Here is an 18,783-nt window from a genome sequence, read left to right as displayed (position 1 = left end):
ACCTATTACTATGTATCTGCTGGAAACAGAAGGGCTCACTTATCAATTTCGAAAAGAAGAAACAGTATTAAATAATATCCAATTGCAAGTACCCGATGGTTCCATATATGGATTCCTCGGACCTAACGGCGCAGGCAAAACCACTACCCTCAAACTGGTTTTGGGTCTGCTTCGCAAGCAGAAAGGCAGGGTCAGCATCTTTGGTAAAGATCTGGAATTTGATCGCCTGTCTATTCTGCAACAAACCGGTTCCCTAATTGAATCTCCTTCGCTCTACCTGCATCTCACAGCACGGGAAAACCTGTTGTTATATCAACGGATTTATCAATGTAATCCCAAGCGGATTTCCTATGTACTTGAACTCACCGGGCTTTCGCATACGGGCAATAAACGCTGCTCCTCTTTTTCTCTTGGCATGAAACAGCGATTAGCCATCGCCATTGCATTGTTACACAATCCGCGGTTATTGATTCTTGATGAACCCACCAATGGTCTGGATCCTGCTGGCATTATCGAAATGCGGGAACTGCTTCGCTCAATCAACCGAAACCTGGGTATTACGGTCCTTATTTCCAGTCACCTGTTATCGGAAATTGAAAAACTGGCAACTCATACCGGTATCATTAATAATGGGAGCCTGGTTTTTCAGGGAACTTTTTCCCAACTCATGCAACAACAACAAGCCACCTGCAGCCTGTTTTATAAAACCAGTGATAACCTTGCGGCTCAAACCTTTCTCAGACAACTTAACATTTTGGTGGACATGGAACAGGACACCCTGATTCTGCCTTTGTTACCCCGTGAGGAAATTGCCCGGATTAACCGGGAACTTATGAAAGAAGGAATTGACCTCTTCCAGATTCACGCACCAGAAACCAGTCTTGAACAAACCTTCATGAACCTTATCAATCAGAATTAATATGAAACTTTTGACGGCAAGCCTTCAGGCTGAATGGATGAAAACAAAAAGATCCGCCGCCTGGTGGTTAATCCTCACCGGCGGACTCCTTATTCCAATTATATTACTCATAGGCCGATTTTATAACCATGAAATTATTCCGGCTGAAAATGCAGCACCCATTGTTTGGACGAAATTCTACTCAAGAGCCTGGACCTATATGGGAAACCTGCTCCTGCCCATGGGCGTTATATTGGTTACCAGCCTTGTGGCACAGGTGGAAGTCCGGAATAACACCTGGAAACAACTTCATACAGCCCCATTGCCCTACGGCTTTATCTTCCTAAGCAAACTAACGGTAATACTTAGCTTACTTTTACTTGGATTTGTTTTATTCAACCTGGCGACATTTGGAATGATCACCTTGCCAGCAGTTTTTTATCAGGATGTATTTTTTCCCACAGCCCCCTTTCCTTTCAAAAAGCTACTTATTGGGAATGCTAAATTTCTGCTGGATATGCTTCCAATAGTTGCACTTCAGTTCCTGCTGAGTCTGCAATTCCGGAATTTTCTGATACCCATCGGAGCCGGGTTTGGTCTCTATGTTGCTTCCATGATAGGCATGAACTGGAAATACGGCTTTATACTCCCCTATATTTACAGCAGTTATGAATTTTCCGGCAAATCCACCATCGGAACAACACAGTTTAATTTTCATTGGCTCCCTGCAATATATTGCCTGCTATTTACAGGTATCAGTTATATAATTTATCTTACCAAGGCAGATAAAACCTAAGCACTGCATGAAACGATCCATTAAAATTCTGCTGCATGCAGGATACTGGATATTGTATCTGTTACTGATCAGCAGTTTCCTGATCATCCTTGGTGCCAGTTCCAAACAGCCAATCTCAGCCACTTTTAAAATCATTGCATTTGAAAGTCCGTTACTCCTGATGACCATTCTTCCAGGCGTCCTCTGTTTTTACAGTTGTTATGCGGTTTTATTTCCCCGGTGGTTAACACAACAAAGACTATTTCCGTTTTTTGTAGGCATCCTCATTGCTGCTCTTATAAGCGGAGTCATTCCCATTCTGTTGCTGTACTTACCCGGGTTTCCCTGGAAAGTCACCGAAAGGTTCGATAAATGGCTGATTATTTGGGGTATGCTCTCTCTTCTTGCCATTATTCACGGTGTAATCGGATTGGTTCTTCGGGGTTTCATCACCTGGTACGGAGAAATCAAAATAAAAGCGGACCTGGAAAAGAAAAACATGCAAACTGAACTCGCTTTAATAAAATCACAACTTAATCCGCATTTCCTGTTCAATACTATCAATAATATTGATGTACTGATTGAAACAGATGCGTCAAGAGCCTCTGTCTATCTTAATAAATTATCCGGATTGCTTCGCTTTCTTCTCTATGACGCACAGCCGGAGTGGATTCCGCTTGAAAAAGAAATCAGCTACATCGAACAATACCTGGATTTGCAACGAATCCGAACGGCCAATCCGGATTTCATTCAATACAAGGTTACGGGAAACCCTGCTAACCGAACCATTGCACCCGTTCTTTTTATATCCTATATTGAAAATGCATTTAAACACGGTGAACAATTAAAAGCAACCAGTCCAATCATTATCAATATTGATATACTTGAGAACCATATCCATTTCTTTTGCAGTAATAAATATCGAAAAAACAACACACCAGGTGATCATTCAGGACTTGGTAATGAATTGTTACTAAAAAGATTGGAGCTGCTTTATCCTGGAAGTTATGAGTTAAAGATCAACAACCTGGATCAAACCTATTTTGTAGACCTGCTTATATTTGATCATGAACCTGGAATGTATAGTAGTGGAAGATGAACCCCTGGCATTGGAAAGGCTCTGTACCTATATCGCGCGTTTCCCCTGGCTAAGCATCCGGGAGAAATTCTCAGATGGCGCAGCGGCATTGGTTTACCTGCAAACACATTCTATTGATATTGTTTTTCTGGATATCAACCTGGGAGAACTTTCAGGCATCCAGCTCCTGGAAACTACAGGTAAAAAATTTGAAGTAATTCTGATTACCGCCTATTCAGACTATGCTCTAAAAGGATACGATCTTCAGGTGACGGATTACCTGTTGAAACCCTATAGTTTTGAGCGTTTTGCCCAGGCAGTGGAAAAGGCAAGGAAAAATGTAAACAAACATCCTTTACAGGAAAAAAAATGGCTTTTTATTAAATCGGCTCATCAGATTGAAAAAATTAACCTGGACGATCTCCTGTATATCGAAGGTATGCGCGATTACCGTAAACTCCATCTGGCTAATAACCGCAAAATCATGACCCTCCAAACCTTCCGTGAACTGGAAGAAGAGCTGGCCGGCACTTCTATCTGCAGAGTACATAAATCCTTTATGGTTTCCCTGAGCAAAATTGAGTCCATTGATAAAGAGGGTATCCGCATTGGATCTGTTTCCATACCCGTATCGGATACCTATCGGGCAGCTTTTTTCAAATTATTAAAAGGATGATAGCTGAACCAGCCCAGTATTGCCCTACTGTTTCTGCCCAAGTCCCTAACTTTGCAGCATGAATCTCGAGTACAAAAATCTACTACCGGTCAATTTTGATGCCGGCTCCCGAGTGTGGATATATCAGAGTAACCGCCTTTTTGGTATGATGGAAGCACTGGAAGTTGAAAAGATATTAACCGCATTCACCGATCAGTGGCAGGCTCATGGTGCGCCTGTTAAGGGGTTTGCTACGCTTTTCTTCGGTCAGTTTATTGTGTTAATAGCAGATGAAACTCAAACTGGGGTGAGTGGCTGTTCAACCGACAGTTCGGTTCGCATGATCAAGGCAATTGAAGAACAGTTTGGCGTAAACCTGTTCGACCGGCAACTGCTTGCTTTTGTGGTAAAGGATAAAATACAGCTGATTCCAATGGCACAACTGGCTCCAGCAATACAAGGCGGTTTTATAACCGGGGATACACTTTATTTCAACAACCTGGCAGGCACAAAAGATGAGCTGGAAAATAACTGGATTATTCCGGTGAAAGAAAGCTGGCTGAAGTCCAAACTGCCGCTGCAATCTGCCTGATCAAAACTGAAGGAGAAAGGCCGTCCCCTCGCCTTCCACACTTTGCACACTGATATTGCCTTTGTGTAACATCATGATCTGCTTGCATAAACTCAGGCCGATTCCGCTACCACTTTTTTTCGTGCTAAAGAAGGGGATGAATATTTTATCCATGATCTCCGCTGGCATACCTATGCCATTATCTGCCACTTTAAGCAGGGTCCGGTTATTCGGCCCCTTACTGGCTGATAGGATAATTCTCGGTTGCTCACGCTCGCGAACAGCATCCATTGCGTTTATCAGCAGATTGATGAGAACCTGGTCCACCAGGTTGGTATCTGCTTCAATGGTTATGCCCGGTTCTTTTAATATGATTTCCAGCTCAATGTGCAACTGCTCCAGCTTTGGCTGCATCAGCTGTTGGAGGTTTACAAAGAGATCCAGCACCTGTACTTTCTGAAGGTTCAGTTTAGTAATCTTATTCAGGTTACGGTAGGTTTCAGCAAATCGTAACAGCCCTTCACTTCTTCGTTTGATGGTTTCAATACCCAACTCAAGATCCTCATACCCGCCGTTACCTGATTTATCAGCTGAGGCTTTCTGCAAACTTTTTTTCAATGTATCTGCAAGAGATGAAATCGGCGCAACCGAATTCATGATCTCATGGGTCATTACACTCAGCAAGCGTTGCCAGGCCTTGCTCTCGGTTTCATCCAACGCTTCACTTACATTCTGAAAAGCTATCAGTTTGTAGGTTTGAGATTCCGTTTGAAAAGCCGAACAACTGACCAGTATTTTAAATGCATCTTTTTCCCTGTGAGCCGTCGCAATTTTCCCCTCTCCCGGTTTGATATTTTTTACTACTTCCCCCAACTCGGCGTCTCTCCTGCTAAGCGAATCAAGTGATTTCAGGTAAGGGATTTGTAACATGCGCTTCAATGCTTCATTCATCCAAACTACATTACCGGTCGCCAGTTCATAAGATAGTATACCGGTATCCACCAATTCCAGGATTCGTTGCAAATACTGGTACTGGGTTTCCTTTTCCTTACTGATTACTTTAAACGCCGTGTTAATTTCATTAAATCCCTTTCGCAGGGGTTGCAATTCAGTTGGGGCATGTTTCACGTCAAAGTACCTGGTAAAGTCGCGGTAATGCACACTTTCTACAAACTGTTTCAATTCAACTTCCGCTTTTTTTTGGTATCGGTATAAATCATATACCAGGTAGGCAGCCACGGGAATTACCAGTATCAGAAAACGATAATGCCCAGCCACAAACAACCAGGAGAGTAGGCATAACACCACAAATAGCAGTGCTATCTTGATAAAGAGTTTATTATTTTCCCAGAATTCAGATATCATATTTACTGAGTCGACGGTATAATGCGGTCCTGGTTAAGCCCAATTCTTTTGCGGCTTTGGTTATGTTTCCGTTGTGTTTTTCGATTACTTTTAAGATGGTATTTTTCTCCACCGTACTTAAATTGGTTTCTTTGGGTTCTTCCCCTTCCTCCGCAGCAAATTCAATCGGTGAGAACAACAGATCTGCTGCCTTCAGTTCATCTCCCTCTGCCATGATCACCGCTCTCTCAATTGTATATTGCAATTCGCGCACATTACCCGGAAACGGATAACTCAGTAATTTTTCACGGGCTGATTTATCAAAAGGCAATTGCGGCTTCATGTATTTCTGACTATACAATTCATTAAAATGATCAGCCAGCAATAGAATGTCCCTGCCTCTTTTTCTAAGTGGTGGTACAATAATTTCAACGGTGTTAATCCGGTAGATCAGATCCTTACGAAACCTGTTCTCATTAGCGAGTTCCTGAATCGGAAGATTGGTGGCACACACCAGTCTTACATCTATTGGTGTTGCCTTATTGGATCCAAGGCGGGTCACGGTTCGGTTCTGCAATACGGATAGTAATTTAGCTTGTTGCTGTAAACTGATATTTCCGATCTCATCAAGGAAAATCGTACCACCGTTGGCTGCTTCGAAACGCCCCATCCGGTCCTCACGGGCATCTGTAAACGCTCCTTTCACATGCCCGAACAATTCACTTTCAAAGAGGGATTCTGTGAGCGCTCCAACATCCACTTTTACAAAGGGTCCGGCTGCACGTAAAGAATGCTGGTGAATGGCTCTCGCAATCAGGTCCTTACCGGTACCATTTTCACCTAACACAAGGATATTCGCATCTGTGGGGGCAATCTTTTCAATTTTGTAAAATATCGCTTCCATCTGCTCTGATTCACCCAACAGTTCAGATCCAATAAGCGTTTTTGCTTCTGCAGGCTCTCCTGCATTTTTTCCCGCCCGCTTTTTCAATACTTCTTTGATAGTAGCGATCAGCCGATCGTTGTGCCAGGGCTTCACTACAAAATCAGATGCACCTTCCTTAAGTGACCGTACCGCGAGATCTACGTCGCCATAAGCTGTTATCATGATCACTCCTGCATCACTTTTCAATTCCTTAATCCGACGCAACCAAAAGAGTCCTTCATTTCCGGTATGCAGGGAACTGTTGAAATTCATGTCCAGCAAAATGACATCAAAGCGGTTGCCAGGCACCAGGTGATTGATTTCCTGGGGATTTTTTTCCGTTACTACCTCTTTGACTTCAGATTTCAGTAACAGACGTACTGCTGTGAGTACATCCGTGTCATCGTCGATTACTAGTATGGATGCGTTTTTCAGTGTCATAATTCAGAGACACAAGTATAGGATTTATTTCTGCTGTACGTATATCTCAATTGCGGACAGTAATTGTATCAAAAGCGAACACCACCTGCTCAGGATAGGTTTGCTATTTTTTGATAATCAATGATTTACATTTTGGCACAGGGTTTAGACTACCTGTATGAGCCTAACAAGAAAAATTTCAGAACGTGGACAGAGTCATCGAAAAAAAGAAATGGTCATCCAAAAAGCTGGTAACAATCGGCGGCGTGTTTGCGCTGGTAGCCCTGTTAGCAGGCAGCTATTATTTCACCCAGGGTGCAAGCCGCCTGAATGTGGACCCAGCACGAATTACCATCAGCGAAATCACAAAAGGTGTTTTTCAGGAAAATATTCCGGTAAATGGAATCGTGTTACCCGTAACCACCATCTATCTGGATGCTACAGAAGGTGGTCGGGTCGAAGAAAAATATGTGGAAGATGGCGCGATGATGACAAAAGGTCAACCCATTCTCCGGCTGAGCAATACGGATCTTGAATTGAGCTTATCCAACCAGGAGACCCAGGTATTCAATGTATTAACGCAGATGCAGATCTCTAAAAACAATGCTGATCAGAATACCATTACCCGTCTGAATCAGATGGCAGAAGTAGACAATGCACTGAAAGAGGCCGAGCGTTTATACAGAGTTAATGAGCGCCTCTTTAACCAGAAAGCCATCGGTAAACAAGAATATCAGTCGAGCAAAAACCTTTATGAATACCAGGTACGAAGAAAAGCCCTGACAGTAGATATTTTAAACAAAGATTCTGTTTCCAACCGTCAACAACTTTCTCAAATGCAGCAAAGTTTTGAGCGTATGCAAAACGCATTGCAACTGATGCGAAAGAAAGTAGGTGACCTTATAGTGAGAGCGCCCGTAGACGGACAGCTTACTTCCCTGGATGCAGAAATCGGTCAATCTAAAAACAAAGGCGAGCGACTCGGGCAACTGGATGTCATGAGTGGATATAAGGTACGGGTGGATATAGATGAGCACTATATCTCCCGTATTTTCACTGGACTTCGCGGTACGTTCACCTTTGCCGGTAAAGAATATGCACTTGTTATTAAAAAGATTTATACCCAGGTAACAGGGGGGCGTTTCCAGGTTGATATGGAATTTGAAAAAGATGTTCCGCAAGGCATCCGTCGCGGTCAAACCTTGCAGATTCGCCTGGCATTATCCGATGAAAAGCAGGCAATCCTGCTGCCCAAAGGAGGATTCTACCAGCAAACCGGTGGTAACTGGGTTTACAAACTAAACGGAGCGGGTACAATGGCCTACAAGGTAAATGTACAGTTGGGAATGCAGAGTCCGGATACCTATGAAGTGCTTGAAGGCCTTCAGCCTGGTGATAAAGTCATCACTTCCAGCTATGAAAACTTCGGCGATAACCAGGAACTCATTTTAAAGTAAGAAGTATGAAGTTGGAAGTAAGAAGTAATACATCTATTTCCAAATTCAGAATTCACAATTCATAATTCATAATTCCATACAATGTCTTCAACCCTAACAAAAATATTTCTGCTGCTGGTTGTTGCGATTTCCAGCACTGCTCCTCTTATGAGTGGAGAGCGTTGCAGGGTGAATCCATTTAAGCAAGCAGCTTGCAAAGCAGAACCATTAAACCTTGTCCAGGAGGAATCTAAAAGCACGCTCGAAGAGTCCTCCCCTCTTTTTATTCTCACAACCATATAATAAATCATCCCTTGTATGATCAAGATCAGTAATCTCGAAAAAATTTACCGCACTGAAGAAGTGGAAACGGTTGCCTTAAATAAACTTTCGCTGGAAGTGAAAGAAGGAGAATTTGTAGCCATCATGGGTCCCTCCGGCTGCGGTAAGTCCACCTTACTCAATATACTGGGGCTCCTGGATGACCCCGATGCAGGTTCCTTCCTCTTTAATGGTATTGAAGTGGCCGGATTCAATGAACGCAAACGGGCAGACCTGAGAAAACACAATATCGGTTTTGTTTTTCAGAGCTTCAACCTCATTGATGAACTGACCGTTTATGAAAATGTTGAGCTTCCCTTGATCTATACCGGAGTAAAACCTGCAGAAAGAAAGAAGATAGTGGAGGATGTATTGGACAAAATGGTCATTATGCATCGCCGCAATCACTATCCTCAGCAACTGTCAGGCGGACAACAGCAAAGAGTTGCGGTAGCAAGGGCCGTTGTAAATAATCCTAAACTGATACTAGCGGATGAACCAACCGGAAACCTTGATTCTTCCAATGGTAATGAAGTAATGCAACTGCTAACCGACCTGAACGAGCAGGGCACCACCATTATCATGGTAACCCACTCCGAACACGATGCCCGCTATAGCCATCGCATCGTCAGGATGCTGGATGGCCAGACAGTTATGGAAAACATCATGGTCTAACACCCGTCGGGTAAATGTAATGTCAACAATGCTTTTCAACTATTTTAAACTGGCGTATAGAAACCTGCTCAAAAACAGGTTCTTCACTTTCCTGAATATTACCGGGTTATCCATCGGCATGGCTGCAACCCTGCTTATTTTCCTTTGGGTGTATAGTGAGCGCTCCTGGGACAAAGACAATGAAAAATACAACCGGATTCACCATGTAATGGTTAACCGGAATTTTAATGGGGAGATTAATACCGGAAACGATATGATGTTTCCCCTTTCGGCAGCAGCCATGACTGCGATACCCGAAGTGGAAAAAGCAAGTGTAACGGGTTTCCCATCTACAGTACTGCTGACAGTTGGAGATAAAAAACTGAACCGGCAATCAGTGACCACAACTCCTGAGTTCCTGGATATTTTCACTGTTGAATTCCTGGAAGGTGAACCAGCTGGATTGCAGGATCCGGATGGTATTCTGGTTACCGAATCCACTGCCCGTAGTCTGTTTAACCGTACCAATATTGTTGGCGAAGCGGTAAAATTAAATAATGACCGCACAGTTTATGTTAAAGCAGTTGTGAAAGATCTTGCACGAACCAACACGGTTCAATTTGACCTGCTCCAATCCTTTAACCCCTCCGCACAATGGGTAAAAGATGCACAATCCGATTGGGTAAATTGCGGCAACCGTGTTTTTTTCCTGCTTCGGCAAGGTGCTGATAAAAAATCAGTGGAAGCCAAAACACTGGCATTGATCAAACAAAAAACCGGCTCTGAAAATCCTACTACTCGCGGGGAGATCATACTTCATCCCATGAAAAGGTGGCGGTTATACGAAGAATTCCGGGAAGGTATAAATACAGGCGGAAGGATTCAATATGTGCAACTTTTCACCTGGATTGCAATAGTGATTTTATTGATTGCCTGTGTTAATTTCATGAACCTTTCTACTGCCAGATCAGAAAAAAGAGCTAAAGAAGTAGGCATCCGGAAAACATTGGGTTCCATGCGCAAGCAGCTGGTATTTCAATTTATAGCAGAATCCTTACTAATGGCAATTGCTTCTTTCCTGGTTGCTGCATTAATAGTTTGGATCACGGTTCCACCCTTTAGCAGTCTTCTGAATCAACCCATCCGTTTACCATTCCAGGATCCTTATTGGTGGCTACTTGGAGGAGGCGTTGTATTGTTAACTGGAATCATCGCAGGCAGTTACCCCGCATTTTATCTGTCTGGATTTAATCCTGTAAAAGTGCTGAAAGGTAGTTTTTCAAGGGGAAAATCCAACCTCACACCACGTAAAGTATTGGTTACGGCACAATTCACGATATCCATCCTGCTGATTTCTGCAACCTTATTAATATATCAGCAAATCAACTTCGTACAACAAAGAGACCTTGGTTACAAACAGGAAAACCTGCTTATGGTGAACTCTTCAGCACAGTTAGACCGGCAGCTCTCTGCTTTTAAAAATGAACTGTATGCAACAGGATGGGTGGAATCTGTCAACCGAACCGGCAACCAGATAACAGATCTTTTCGGTTATACATCCGGTATTCGAATGAGTGGTATGTCACAATCAGATAACCTGGTAATTGGTTTTATGTTCACGGATGCCGATTTTGCAAAAACAGTACAGGCAAAAGTGCTGGACGGTCGCGACTTCCTGGCAAGTGATACACACCAGGTAATTTTCAACAAAGCGGCAATCGAAGTAATGGGTATTAAAGAGCCCATTGGTAAGGAGATTGAATGGGCTGGAAGAACCAGAAGAATTGTCGGAGTTATTGATAATATGGTAATCAACTCCCCCTATGCCGCACCAGACCCCATGATGCTGGTACAAGGTGGCGGATGGGCAGGCCGTATCAATATCCGGTTTAAAGAAGGAGTCGATATTAAAAAAGCAGTTGCAAAAATAGAACAACTGCACAATCAGTTCAGTCCTGATTACCTCTTTGAATACCGTTTTATTGATGACTTTTTCAACGAGAAATTCAATAATGAAAAACTGGTGGGAACCCTGGGTGTAATATTTTCAGGATTAGCCATTTTTGTTTGTTGTCTTGGTTTATTTGGACTGGTATCCTTCGCCATTGAGCGACGTAAGAAAGAAATCGGTATCCGAAAAGTCCTGGGAGCTTCTGTACAGCAATTGTTACTCCTTCTTTCAAAAGAGTTTGCCATTCTGATTGCCCTGGCTTTCCTGATTGCCATACCCATGACCTGGTGGATGATGAATGGCTGGTTGTCGAATTACGCGTACCGTATCAGTATCAATCCCTTAGTATTCCTGCTGGTGGCAGCCGCGGTGGCCATCCTTGCATGGATTACCATCAGCCTGAATGCCTCCCGTACCGCCCTAAAAAATCCGGTAACCTCATTGAGATCAGAATAGTTGGTGCCACCCGACCGGTGGATGAAACGACATAAAAATAATAACATGTTGACGAATCATTGGAAAATCGCTTATCGTAGCCTGGTAAAGAATAAATTCTTTACAACGCTGAATATTGTGGGACTTGCAGCAGGCCTCACCTGTTTTCTCTTGATCATGTTATATGTAACCAATGAATTGGGTTATGATCGCTATCATGAAAATTCAGATCGCATCTATCGGATCAATTCAGATATTGTAATGGGAGGAACAGAATTGAATCTGGCGGTTGCATCTGATCCAATGGGAGAATTATTAAAAAAAGACTATCCCGAAATCGAAGAGTATACCCGAATTTATAATAGTTCAGGTGCCAAAATGATCAAAAAGGGATCGGCATATTTAAATGAAACTAAAGTAGCTCATGTAGACTCCACTTATTTCGATGTCTTTTCCGCAAAAGCGGTGGCCGGAGATTTAAAAAATGCATTGGATGAACCCAACACAGTAGTCCTTTCCCGTTCCATGGCTGAAAAATATTTTGGAACTACAGATGTTATTGGGAAAAACCTTGAAACCAATGAAAATGGATCGACGCTTTATAAGATTACCGGGGTAATGGAAGATGTACCTAAACAATCGCATTATCGCCCGGACTTTTTGTTTGCCATGGAAAACTGCGGTTATCAGTTCGGGCAAATCCTGAGCCACAATTTCCAAACCTATCTGCTGCTAAAAAAAGGCACCAATCCAGCCAGCCTGGAAGCAAAATTCCCGGGATATATCATGCGCCATGTATTACCAGTAGCCCAACAGGAAATGCAGATCAAAAGCATAGAAGAATTTGAGCAGTCCGGAAACAAACTACAATACAGCTTAACAGCTCTTACCGATATACACCTGCATTCCAACCGATTTCCGGAATTGGCGGTAAATGGTAATATTCAATATGTTTATGTATTCTCTGCTGTAGCGCTGTTTATATTAGTGATCGCCTGCATTAATTTTATGAACCTGGCTACCGCAAGATCGGCTAATCGTGCCCGTGAAGTTGGGATACGTAAGGTGCTGGGTTCCGGGAAAGGAACATTGATAAAGCAGTTTCTGACTGAATCCACATTGCTGGCCTATGTATCTATAGGAATTGCATTATTGAGCGCAGTATTGCTACTTCCATTGTTTAATGAGCTTTCCGGTAAACAATTTATACTACGAGACCTCTTTACCCCAGAATTAATCAGTATTTATTTACTCCTGCCTTTACTGGTGGGATTACTCGCTGGAACTTATCCGGCATTTTTCCTCTCTTCCTTTCAGCCATTACAGGTATTGAAATCAAAATTCAGTACAGGAAGCAGCAAAGCTGGTCTGAGAAGCACACTTGTTGTAGTACAATTTGTTACCTCCATCATCCTTATTGTTGGAACCATTATAATTTATCGCCAATTAAATTATATACAAACCAGGAACCTTGGTTTTAATAAAGAACAGGTATTGGTGATAAACAATACGTACACATTGGGTACGAAGAAGGAAGGATTCCGGAATGAAATCATGAAATTATCAGGTGTAACCGGAAGTACGTACAGCGGCTTTATGCCAGTTGCGGAAAGTGCAAGAACCGACCGCACGTTTTCTACCCAGGCAGCAATGACCTCCAGCTCCAGTCTGAATATGCAAATCTGGGGAATTGATGAAAACTATATTCCACTACTTGGTATGGAAATGAAATACGGCAGGAATTTTTCAAAAGAATTTGGAACAGATTCAGCTGCCATCATCATCAATGAAACGACAGCAGCCCTTATGGGATTGAATAATCCTGTGGGTAAAAAATTATTTGCAGGGAATAATGGTGGTGCAACCGAACCGTACACGATTATTGGCGTAGTAAAGAATTTTCATTTTCAGTCGATGAAGCAGCAGATTGGTCCGGTTGCCTTCTGGCTTAAACCGGCCGACTGGTCAATTGCTTTCAAAGTGAATACCAGCCAAATCAAACCATTGATATCCCAGATCGAAGGAGTATGGAATAAGATGGCTCCGGGAATGCCATTTGAATACAGCTTCCTGGATGAATCCTTCTCCCGCATGTACGACGCAGAACAGCGTGTTGGACAGTTGGTGTTGAGCTTTGCGATACTGACCATTCTGATTGCCTGTCTTGGTTTATTTGGACTGGCAGCTTTCATGGCTGAACAACGGAATAAAGAAATAGGTGTACGTAAAGTATTGGGAGCCTCTGTTCAACAAATTGTGAGCCTGCTCACACGCGACTTCCTGAAACTGGTGAGTATAGCAGCCCTGATTGCTTTCCCCCTGGCCTGGTATGCCATGAACAAATGGCTGGAGAATTTCGCTTTCAAAACATCACTGGGCTGGTGGGTATTTCTACTGGCAGGATGTATTGCTGCCTTGATTGCATTGCTAACAGTAGGTGGACAAGCAATAAAAGCCGCCATCACCAATCCGATCAAAAGTCTTCGTTCAGAATAAACTAGTTGTATGCTGTTTAATTATTTCAAGATCGCTTTTCGAAACCTCGTTAAATACAAGGGGTTCTCGGCCATCAACATCCTGGGCCTTGCTGTTGGAATGGCATCTGCTATTCTGATTTTTCTTTGGATCAGTCATGAAATTAGTTTCGACCGGTTCCATGAAAAAAAAGACCGGATTTTTGAAGCCTGGAATAAAGGAAATTTCAACGGTAAGGTTTCCTGCTGGAATACAACTCCAAAAATTCTGGCGAGCGCCTTAGAGTCAGATATACCCGAAATTGAAACCACTACCAGGGTAAACTGGGCTGACAACTATCTTACACGATTTGGGGATAAGACCATTATGATGAAAGCATCCATGGTGGATTCAACCTTCCTGCAAATTTTCAGTTTCCCAGTGCTGAAAGGAAATAAGCAAAATGCTCTTATGAATCCGTCTGGTGTGGTGTTAACAGCATCGACTGCAGCCAAATTGTTTGGAACAGATAACCCGATTGGCCAGACCCTGGAGTTAAATGAAAAATTCCAGTTAACCGTTACAGCAGTAGTACAGGACCCGCCAAACAACTCCCGTTTTCAGTTCGAATGCCTCTTGCCCTGGGCCTTTCTGCGTGCACAAGGATGGGATGATAACTATTGGGGGAATAATTCAACACGTACTTATGCTTTACTCAAACCAGGTTCAAAAGTGGAGAGTGCCAATGCAAAACTGGAAAATTTCCGCAAAAAATACGATCGTGATGATCCCACCGGTGGATTTTTTCTGTATCCAATCGAGCGTTGGAGACTTTATTCCAATTTTACTGAAGGTGTGGAAGAAGGAGGAATGATTGAGTACATCCGAATCTTTACCATCGTTGGTGCTATTATATTATTAATTGCCTGCATCAATTTTATGAACCTCAGCACTGCCAAAAGTGAGCAGCGTGCAAAAGAAGTTGGCATTCGTAAAGTAATAGGTGCCATGCGGCATAATTTGATGGGACAGTTCCTGGGTGAATCCATTCTGATTGCATTTTTGGCCGGAATACTGTCCCTTATTTTGGTACAACTAACCCTACCCGCCTTTAATACATTTACCGGTAAACTGGTTGAAATCGATTATACAAATCCGTTAGCATGGGGCTTATGGGCAGGATTTATTTTGCTAACAGGACTTATAGCAGGCAGTTATCCGGCTTTTTTTCTATCAGGTTTCCAGCCTACCAAAGTATTGAAAGGAACATTCAAAAAAACACAATCAGCAATCAATCCAAGAAAAGTGCTGGTGGTTTTACAATTCACATTCGCCATTATTCTGATTATTAGTACACTGGTCATAAAAAAACAGATCAATTATGCTCAAAACCGCAACAATGGGTATAACAAGGACCAGTTATTGTATTATTTCCTGACTGGCACGGCTGAAAAAAATTATGATTTAATAAAAAACGAGTTGCTCTCTTCAGGTGTAGCCACCTCTGTTACCAAAACGAGCGCTCCGCTAACCGAAGGCTGGAGTAATACCTGGGGTATCGGCTGGAAGGGAAAACAACCAGACGACCGTACGTTATTTGATCGCTTTTGTGCTGATCAGCAATTTGTAAAAACGGCCGGACTTGAACTGGTGAAAGGCAGGGATTTTGATCTGGCTGCCCATCCATCTGATTCAGCTGCCGTACTGTTGAATGAATCAGCTGTAAAAGCAATGGGATTTTCGGATCCCATTGGTCAGGTTATTCAGGATAATGGCCAGGATTGGACCGTGATCGGGGTTATCAAAGACTTTATCCTCCATTCTCCGTTTGCCAAAACCCAACCAATGGTAATTGAAGGTGCACATGGATGGTTTAATGTGATTCATTTCCGCCTGAATCCAACTAACAGTGTAAGCACGAATCTCAAAAAAGCAGAAACTATATTCAAAAAATTCAATCCCAGTTATCCATTTGATTACACATTCGTTGACCAGGCTTACGCTTCCAAATTTGAAGAAGAGAAAAAAATGGGTTCACTGGCTGCCTTGTTTGCCGGGCTGACTATATTCATTTCCTGCATGGGCTTGTTTGGATTGGCCACTTATATGGCAGCCACACGGTTCAAAGAAATTGGCATCCGTAAGGTATTGGGCGCTTCTGTTTCATCGATAACCAGCTTATTGTCCAAAGATTTCCTGAAACTCGTGCTGATTTCCTTCATCGTTGCTTCACCAATAGCCTGGATACTAATGAACCAATGGTTGAAAGGGTATGCTTATAAAACTTCCATAGATATATGGGTGTTTGTTGCAACTGGCTTTTTAAGTCTGACAATTGCACTGTTAACCACCAGTATCCAGGCAATTAAAGCAGCTGTATCCAATCCGGTTAAAAGTTTGAAATCAGAATAAACCTAATTTATGATAAGCAACTATATTACCATAGCTATCCGGAATATTCGCCGTTATGGGACCAATTCATTTCTCAATCTTGCGGGACTGGCCATTGCACTAGCTGCATGTCTGGTTATTTTCCTGGTAGTTAAGCACGAATATAGTTTCGACACCTATCACACGAATTCAGAAAGGATTTACCAGGTAGTAAAAAAAGAAGTTAAAGAGGGAAATGAAGATTTTTATGGCGGCATTGCCCTTCCGGCTAAAAAAGCACTCAGCAATGATTTTCCAACGATAAAGTTTACTGAGCTTTTTACTTCATTTGGCGCTCAATTCACTGTATTGGATGCAGCCGACCAGGTAAGCAATAAAAAATTCCTGGAAGAGCAGGGAGTATTTTTTGTAGAACCGGGGATCGCAGATTTCTTTTCCTTTTCATGGGTTGAAGGATCTCCGGAAATCTTAAGTAAACCCGATATGATCGCCCTATCACGCTCCAAGGCTATCAAGTATTTTGGTTCCGAAAGTAATGCTGTGGGACGATCCCTGTTGTTTGAAAACAAAATCAGATTACGGGTTGGGGCCGTATTTGCAGAACCACCACCCAACACGGATTTTAATTTTCAAATGCTGCCATCCTATGCCACATTAGAATCCAATCTCGATTTATGGGGTTATGAACAGAACAAAGAATCCTGGGGATTTTCCACCTCCAACCATCAGGTATATGCACTATTGCCACAGTCAGTTCAACCAGAACAGGTAAATAAGCAATTACAGGATTTTGTAAAAAAATATTACCGTCCTGAAGCCGTTGGTAAAATTTTTCATTTTTTACTCCCACTGAAAGAAATCCATTTCGACACAAGATTTGGAAACAATGGAACACATATCACCAGCAAATCATCCCTGATGACGTTGCAGTTAATTGGTTTGTTGATCCTGTTAATGGCCTGCATCAATTTTATCAATCTTTCCACCGCCCTGGCAGTAAAAAGGAGCAAAGAAATCGGAATCAGAAAAGTAATGGGCAGCACCCGTGTACAATTACGCATTCAATTATTGGCGGAAACATTTTTGCTTGTATCATTCGCGATGATAATAGCGCTCCTTATAACCTGGCTAACACTTCCCTATCTTAAATACATTACAGATATTCAGGAAAAGCTTCCGCTTTTTCAGTCAAATGTGCTCCTGTTTTTAGTAATTATATTGTTGGCAACTGTATTACTTTCCGGATTTTACCCTGCACTTGTTTTAAGCAGATTCAACCCGGTAGAAGCTATAAAAAATAAAATTCATGCTCATTCAATAGCCGGACTTTCCCTAAGAAGAGTACTGGTTATACTTCAATTTGCATTCGCACAGTTGCTTGTCATTGCAACCATTATTGCAGTTTCACAAATGAACTTTATCCGAAAAGCAGATCTGGGTTTTAATAAAGAATCTACACTGCTGCTTTCAGGAAACATGGATAGTACAAGTATCGCAAAACACACCGGATTCAAAGCTGCGCTGCAACAATTACCTGAAGTAAAACATATTTCCTTTTCCATGGATGCTCCATCCAGTGATAATAACTGGACAATGAATTTTGCGTTCAATCAGATCAATGAGGATCTCCCTTTTGATACGCACATTAAGATGGCCGATGGATCCTATGTTGAAACGTTCGGATTAAAGATGGCAGCGGGTGAATTTTACAGATCAGAGGACTCTCTCCGTAAAGTGGTTATTAATGAAACAATGGTGAAAAAACTGGGATTAAAAACTCCAGAGGAAGCCGTCGGAAAAACAATCCGTATTGGTATTTCCGAATGGATGCCCATCGCTGGTGTAGTAAAGGACTTTAAAAACAATTCACTCAGGGAATCTATTAAACCTACTGTTCTTTTCCATGCGCCGGGTAAATTGGGGAATTATATGGCCCAAACCAATATCCGGCTGGAAACCAGCAACCCCGGACAGGCGCTGAGTAAAATTGAAAAAGTGTGGAATCGGTTTTATCCTGAATATGCCTTCCGTGCCAGTTTCCTGGATGAAACCATTAACAACTTTTACCAGCAGGAAGAACGACTCAGCAGATTATATAAAGTATTTGCTGCTCTTGCAATTGTGATTTCCTGCCTGGGGCTGTACGGACTGATATCTTTTATGGCCGTACAGAAAACAAAAGAAGTTGGCATTCGCAAGGTACTCGGTGCTTCTGTTGGAAGTATTGTGGTTTTATTCTCAAAAGAGTTTACTATTCTCATATTAATAGCTTTTGCAATGGCGGCCCCGGTAGCCTGGTATATGATGAGTGGTTGGCTCGAGAATTTTGTCTTCCGAATTGAAATAGGCTGGTGGATTTTTTTAATCGCGGTTGTTATAAGCCTTTTTATTGCATGGCTCACCGTTGGTTACAAAGCTATCTCAGCTGCTTTGGCAAACCCTGTCAAAAGCCTTAAAACTGAATAAGGTCACACA

General features: G+C 42.4%; 14 protein-coding genes. 12 read left to right on the top strand and 2 right to left on the bottom strand.

The features are described from left to right. Positions 1 to 10: 10 nt before the first annotated feature. The 5 genes from MD536_RS02205 to MD536_RS02185 are packed head-to-tail and all read left to right on the top strand — an operon-like array spanning position 11 to position 3,998. Complete coding sequence (locus MD536_RS02205) at positions 11 to 919, top strand: ABC transporter ATP-binding protein (RefSeq protein ID WP_239595286.1); 909 nt, start codon at positions 11 to 13, stop codon at positions 917 to 919. Position 920: 1 nt separating this feature from the next. Further along, the gene (locus tag MD536_RS02200) at positions 921 to 1,694 is read left to right on the top strand and encodes an ABC transporter permease (protein WP_239595284.1); all 774 of its coding nucleotides are present in this window, start codon (positions 921 to 923) and stop codon (positions 1,692 to 1,694) included. A gap of 7 nt (positions 1,695 to 1,701) precedes the next feature. Beyond that, on the top strand, positions 1,702 to 2,772 hold the full coding sequence (locus MD536_RS02195) for a sensor histidine kinase (RefSeq protein ID WP_239595283.1): 1,071 nt from the start codon (positions 1,702 to 1,704) through the stop codon (positions 2,770 to 2,772). Next, positions 2,741 to 3,427: a LytR/AlgR family response regulator transcription factor gene (locus MD536_RS02190; RefSeq protein WP_239595281.1), complete on the top strand. Its 687-nt coding sequence runs from the start codon at positions 2,741 to 2,743 to the stop codon at positions 3,425 to 3,427. The genes MD536_RS02195 and MD536_RS02190 overlap by 32 nt, the downstream gene beginning before the upstream one ends. Before the next feature lie 58 nt (positions 3,428 to 3,485). Next, a complete protein-coding gene (locus tag MD536_RS02185; RefSeq protein WP_239595279.1) occupies positions 3,486 to 3,998 on the top strand; it encodes a hypothetical protein in 513 nt (170 codons plus the stop codon). Here the strand turns inward: MD536_RS02185 and MD536_RS02180 are convergent, their stop codons facing one another. Together MD536_RS02180 and MD536_RS02175 are read right to left on the bottom strand one after the other, a co-directional pair. Further along, entirely contained in the window at positions 3,999 to 5,342 is a 1,344-nt protein-coding gene (locus MD536_RS02180) for a sensor histidine kinase (protein ID WP_239595278.1), read from the bottom strand. It abuts the gene before it with no gap. Then, the gene (locus tag MD536_RS02175; RefSeq protein ID WP_239595276.1) at positions 5,332 to 6,687 is read right to left on the bottom strand and encodes a sigma-54-dependent transcriptional regulator; all 1,356 of its coding nucleotides are present in this window, start codon (positions 6,685 to 6,687) and stop codon (positions 5,332 to 5,334) included. The genes MD536_RS02180 and MD536_RS02175 overlap by 11 nt, the downstream gene beginning before the upstream one ends. A gap of 185 nt (positions 6,688 to 6,872) precedes the next feature. Here MD536_RS02175 and MD536_RS02170 point away from each other — a divergent pair, with 185 nt between their 5' ends. The 7 genes from MD536_RS02170 (at position 6,873) to MD536_RS02140 (ending at position 18,774) form a co-directional block, all read left to right on the top strand. Continuing rightward, positions 6,873 to 8,123: an efflux RND transporter periplasmic adaptor subunit gene (locus MD536_RS02170; protein WP_239595273.1), complete on the top strand. Its 1,251-nt coding sequence runs from the start codon at positions 6,873 to 6,875 to the stop codon at positions 8,121 to 8,123. 81 nt (positions 8,124 to 8,204) lie between these two features. Further along, positions 8,205 to 8,405 (top strand): hypothetical protein, encoded by a 201-nt coding sequence (locus MD536_RS02165; RefSeq protein ID WP_239595272.1) that lies wholly within the window; start codon positions 8,205 to 8,207, stop codon positions 8,403 to 8,405. 15 nt (positions 8,406 to 8,420) lie between these two features. Next, the gene (locus tag MD536_RS02160) at positions 8,421 to 9,098 is read left to right on the top strand and encodes an ABC transporter ATP-binding protein (RefSeq protein WP_234865806.1); all 678 of its coding nucleotides are present in this window, start codon (positions 8,421 to 8,423) and stop codon (positions 9,096 to 9,098) included. A gap of 19 nt (positions 9,099 to 9,117) precedes the next feature. Then, positions 9,118 to 11,484, top strand: a complete 2,367-nt coding sequence (locus MD536_RS02155) for an ABC transporter permease (RefSeq protein ID WP_239595269.1) — start codon at positions 9,118 to 9,120, stop codon at positions 11,482 to 11,484. Positions 11,485 to 11,529: 45 nt separating this feature from the next. Then, positions 11,530 to 13,959 (top strand): ABC transporter permease, encoded by a 2,430-nt coding sequence (locus tag MD536_RS02150; RefSeq protein WP_239595267.1) that lies wholly within the window; start codon positions 11,530 to 11,532, stop codon positions 13,957 to 13,959. Positions 13,960 to 13,968: 9 nt separating this feature from the next. Further along, on the top strand, positions 13,969 to 16,329 hold the full coding sequence (locus MD536_RS02145; RefSeq protein ID WP_239595265.1) for an ABC transporter permease: 2,361 nt from the start codon (positions 13,969 to 13,971) through the stop codon (positions 16,327 to 16,329). Positions 16,330 to 16,338: 9 nt separating this feature from the next. Next, positions 16,339 to 18,774 carry an ABC transporter permease gene (locus MD536_RS02140; RefSeq protein WP_239595263.1) on the top strand — a complete coding sequence of 812 codons (2,436 nt, stop codon included), beginning with the start codon at positions 16,339 to 16,341 and terminating at the stop codon, positions 18,772 to 18,774. Positions 18,775 to 18,783: the final 9 nt, after the last annotated feature.

It is taken from the genome of Flavihumibacter cheonanensis (assembly GCF_022352215.1).
Taxonomy (GTDB): Bacteria; Bacteroidota; Bacteroidia; order Chitinophagales; family Chitinophagaceae; genus Flavihumibacter; species Flavihumibacter cheonanensis.
This window is presented reverse-complemented; position numbering and strand designations above follow the sequence as displayed.

Coding starts and splice junctions, on each gene's coding strand:
- MD536_RS02165 (WP_239595272.1), top strand. CDS start 8,205: ATGTCTTCAACCCTAACAAAAATATTTCTGCTGCTGGTTGTTGCGATT.
- MD536_RS02150 (WP_239595267.1), top strand. CDS start 11,530: ATGTTGACGAATCATTGGAAAATCGCTTATCGTAGCCTGGTAAAGAAT.
- MD536_RS02145 (WP_239595265.1), top strand. CDS start 13,969: ATGCTGTTTAATTATTTCAAGATCGCTTTTCGAAACCTCGTTAAATAC.
- MD536_RS02140 (WP_239595263.1), top strand. CDS start 16,339: ATGATAAGCAACTATATTACCATAGCTATCCGGAATATTCGCCGTTAT.
- MD536_RS02205 (WP_239595286.1), top strand. CDS start 11: ATGTATCTGCTGGAAACAGAAGGGCTCACTTATCAATTTCGAAAAGAA.
- MD536_RS02190 (WP_239595281.1), top strand. CDS start 2,741: ATGAACCTGGAATGTATAGTAGTGGAAGATGAACCCCTGGCATTGGAA.
- MD536_RS02180 (WP_239595278.1), bottom strand. CDS start 5,342: ATGATATCTGAATTCTGGGAAAATAATAAACTCTTTATCAAGATAGCA.
- MD536_RS02155 (WP_239595269.1), top strand. CDS start 9,118: ATGTCAACAATGCTTTTCAACTATTTTAAACTGGCGTATAGAAACCTG.
- MD536_RS02195 (WP_239595283.1), top strand. CDS start 1,702: ATGAAACGATCCATTAAAATTCTGCTGCATGCAGGATACTGGATATTG.
- MD536_RS02200 (WP_239595284.1), top strand. CDS start 921: ATGAAACTTTTGACGGCAAGCCTTCAGGCTGAATGGATGAAAACAAAA.
- MD536_RS02160 (WP_234865806.1), top strand. CDS start 8,421: ATGATCAAGATCAGTAATCTCGAAAAAATTTACCGCACTGAAGAAGTG.
- MD536_RS02175 (WP_239595276.1), bottom strand. CDS start 6,687: ATGACACTGAAAAACGCATCCATACTAGTAATCGACGATGACACGGAT.
- MD536_RS02185 (WP_239595279.1), top strand. CDS start 3,486: ATGAATCTCGAGTACAAAAATCTACTACCGGTCAATTTTGATGCCGGC.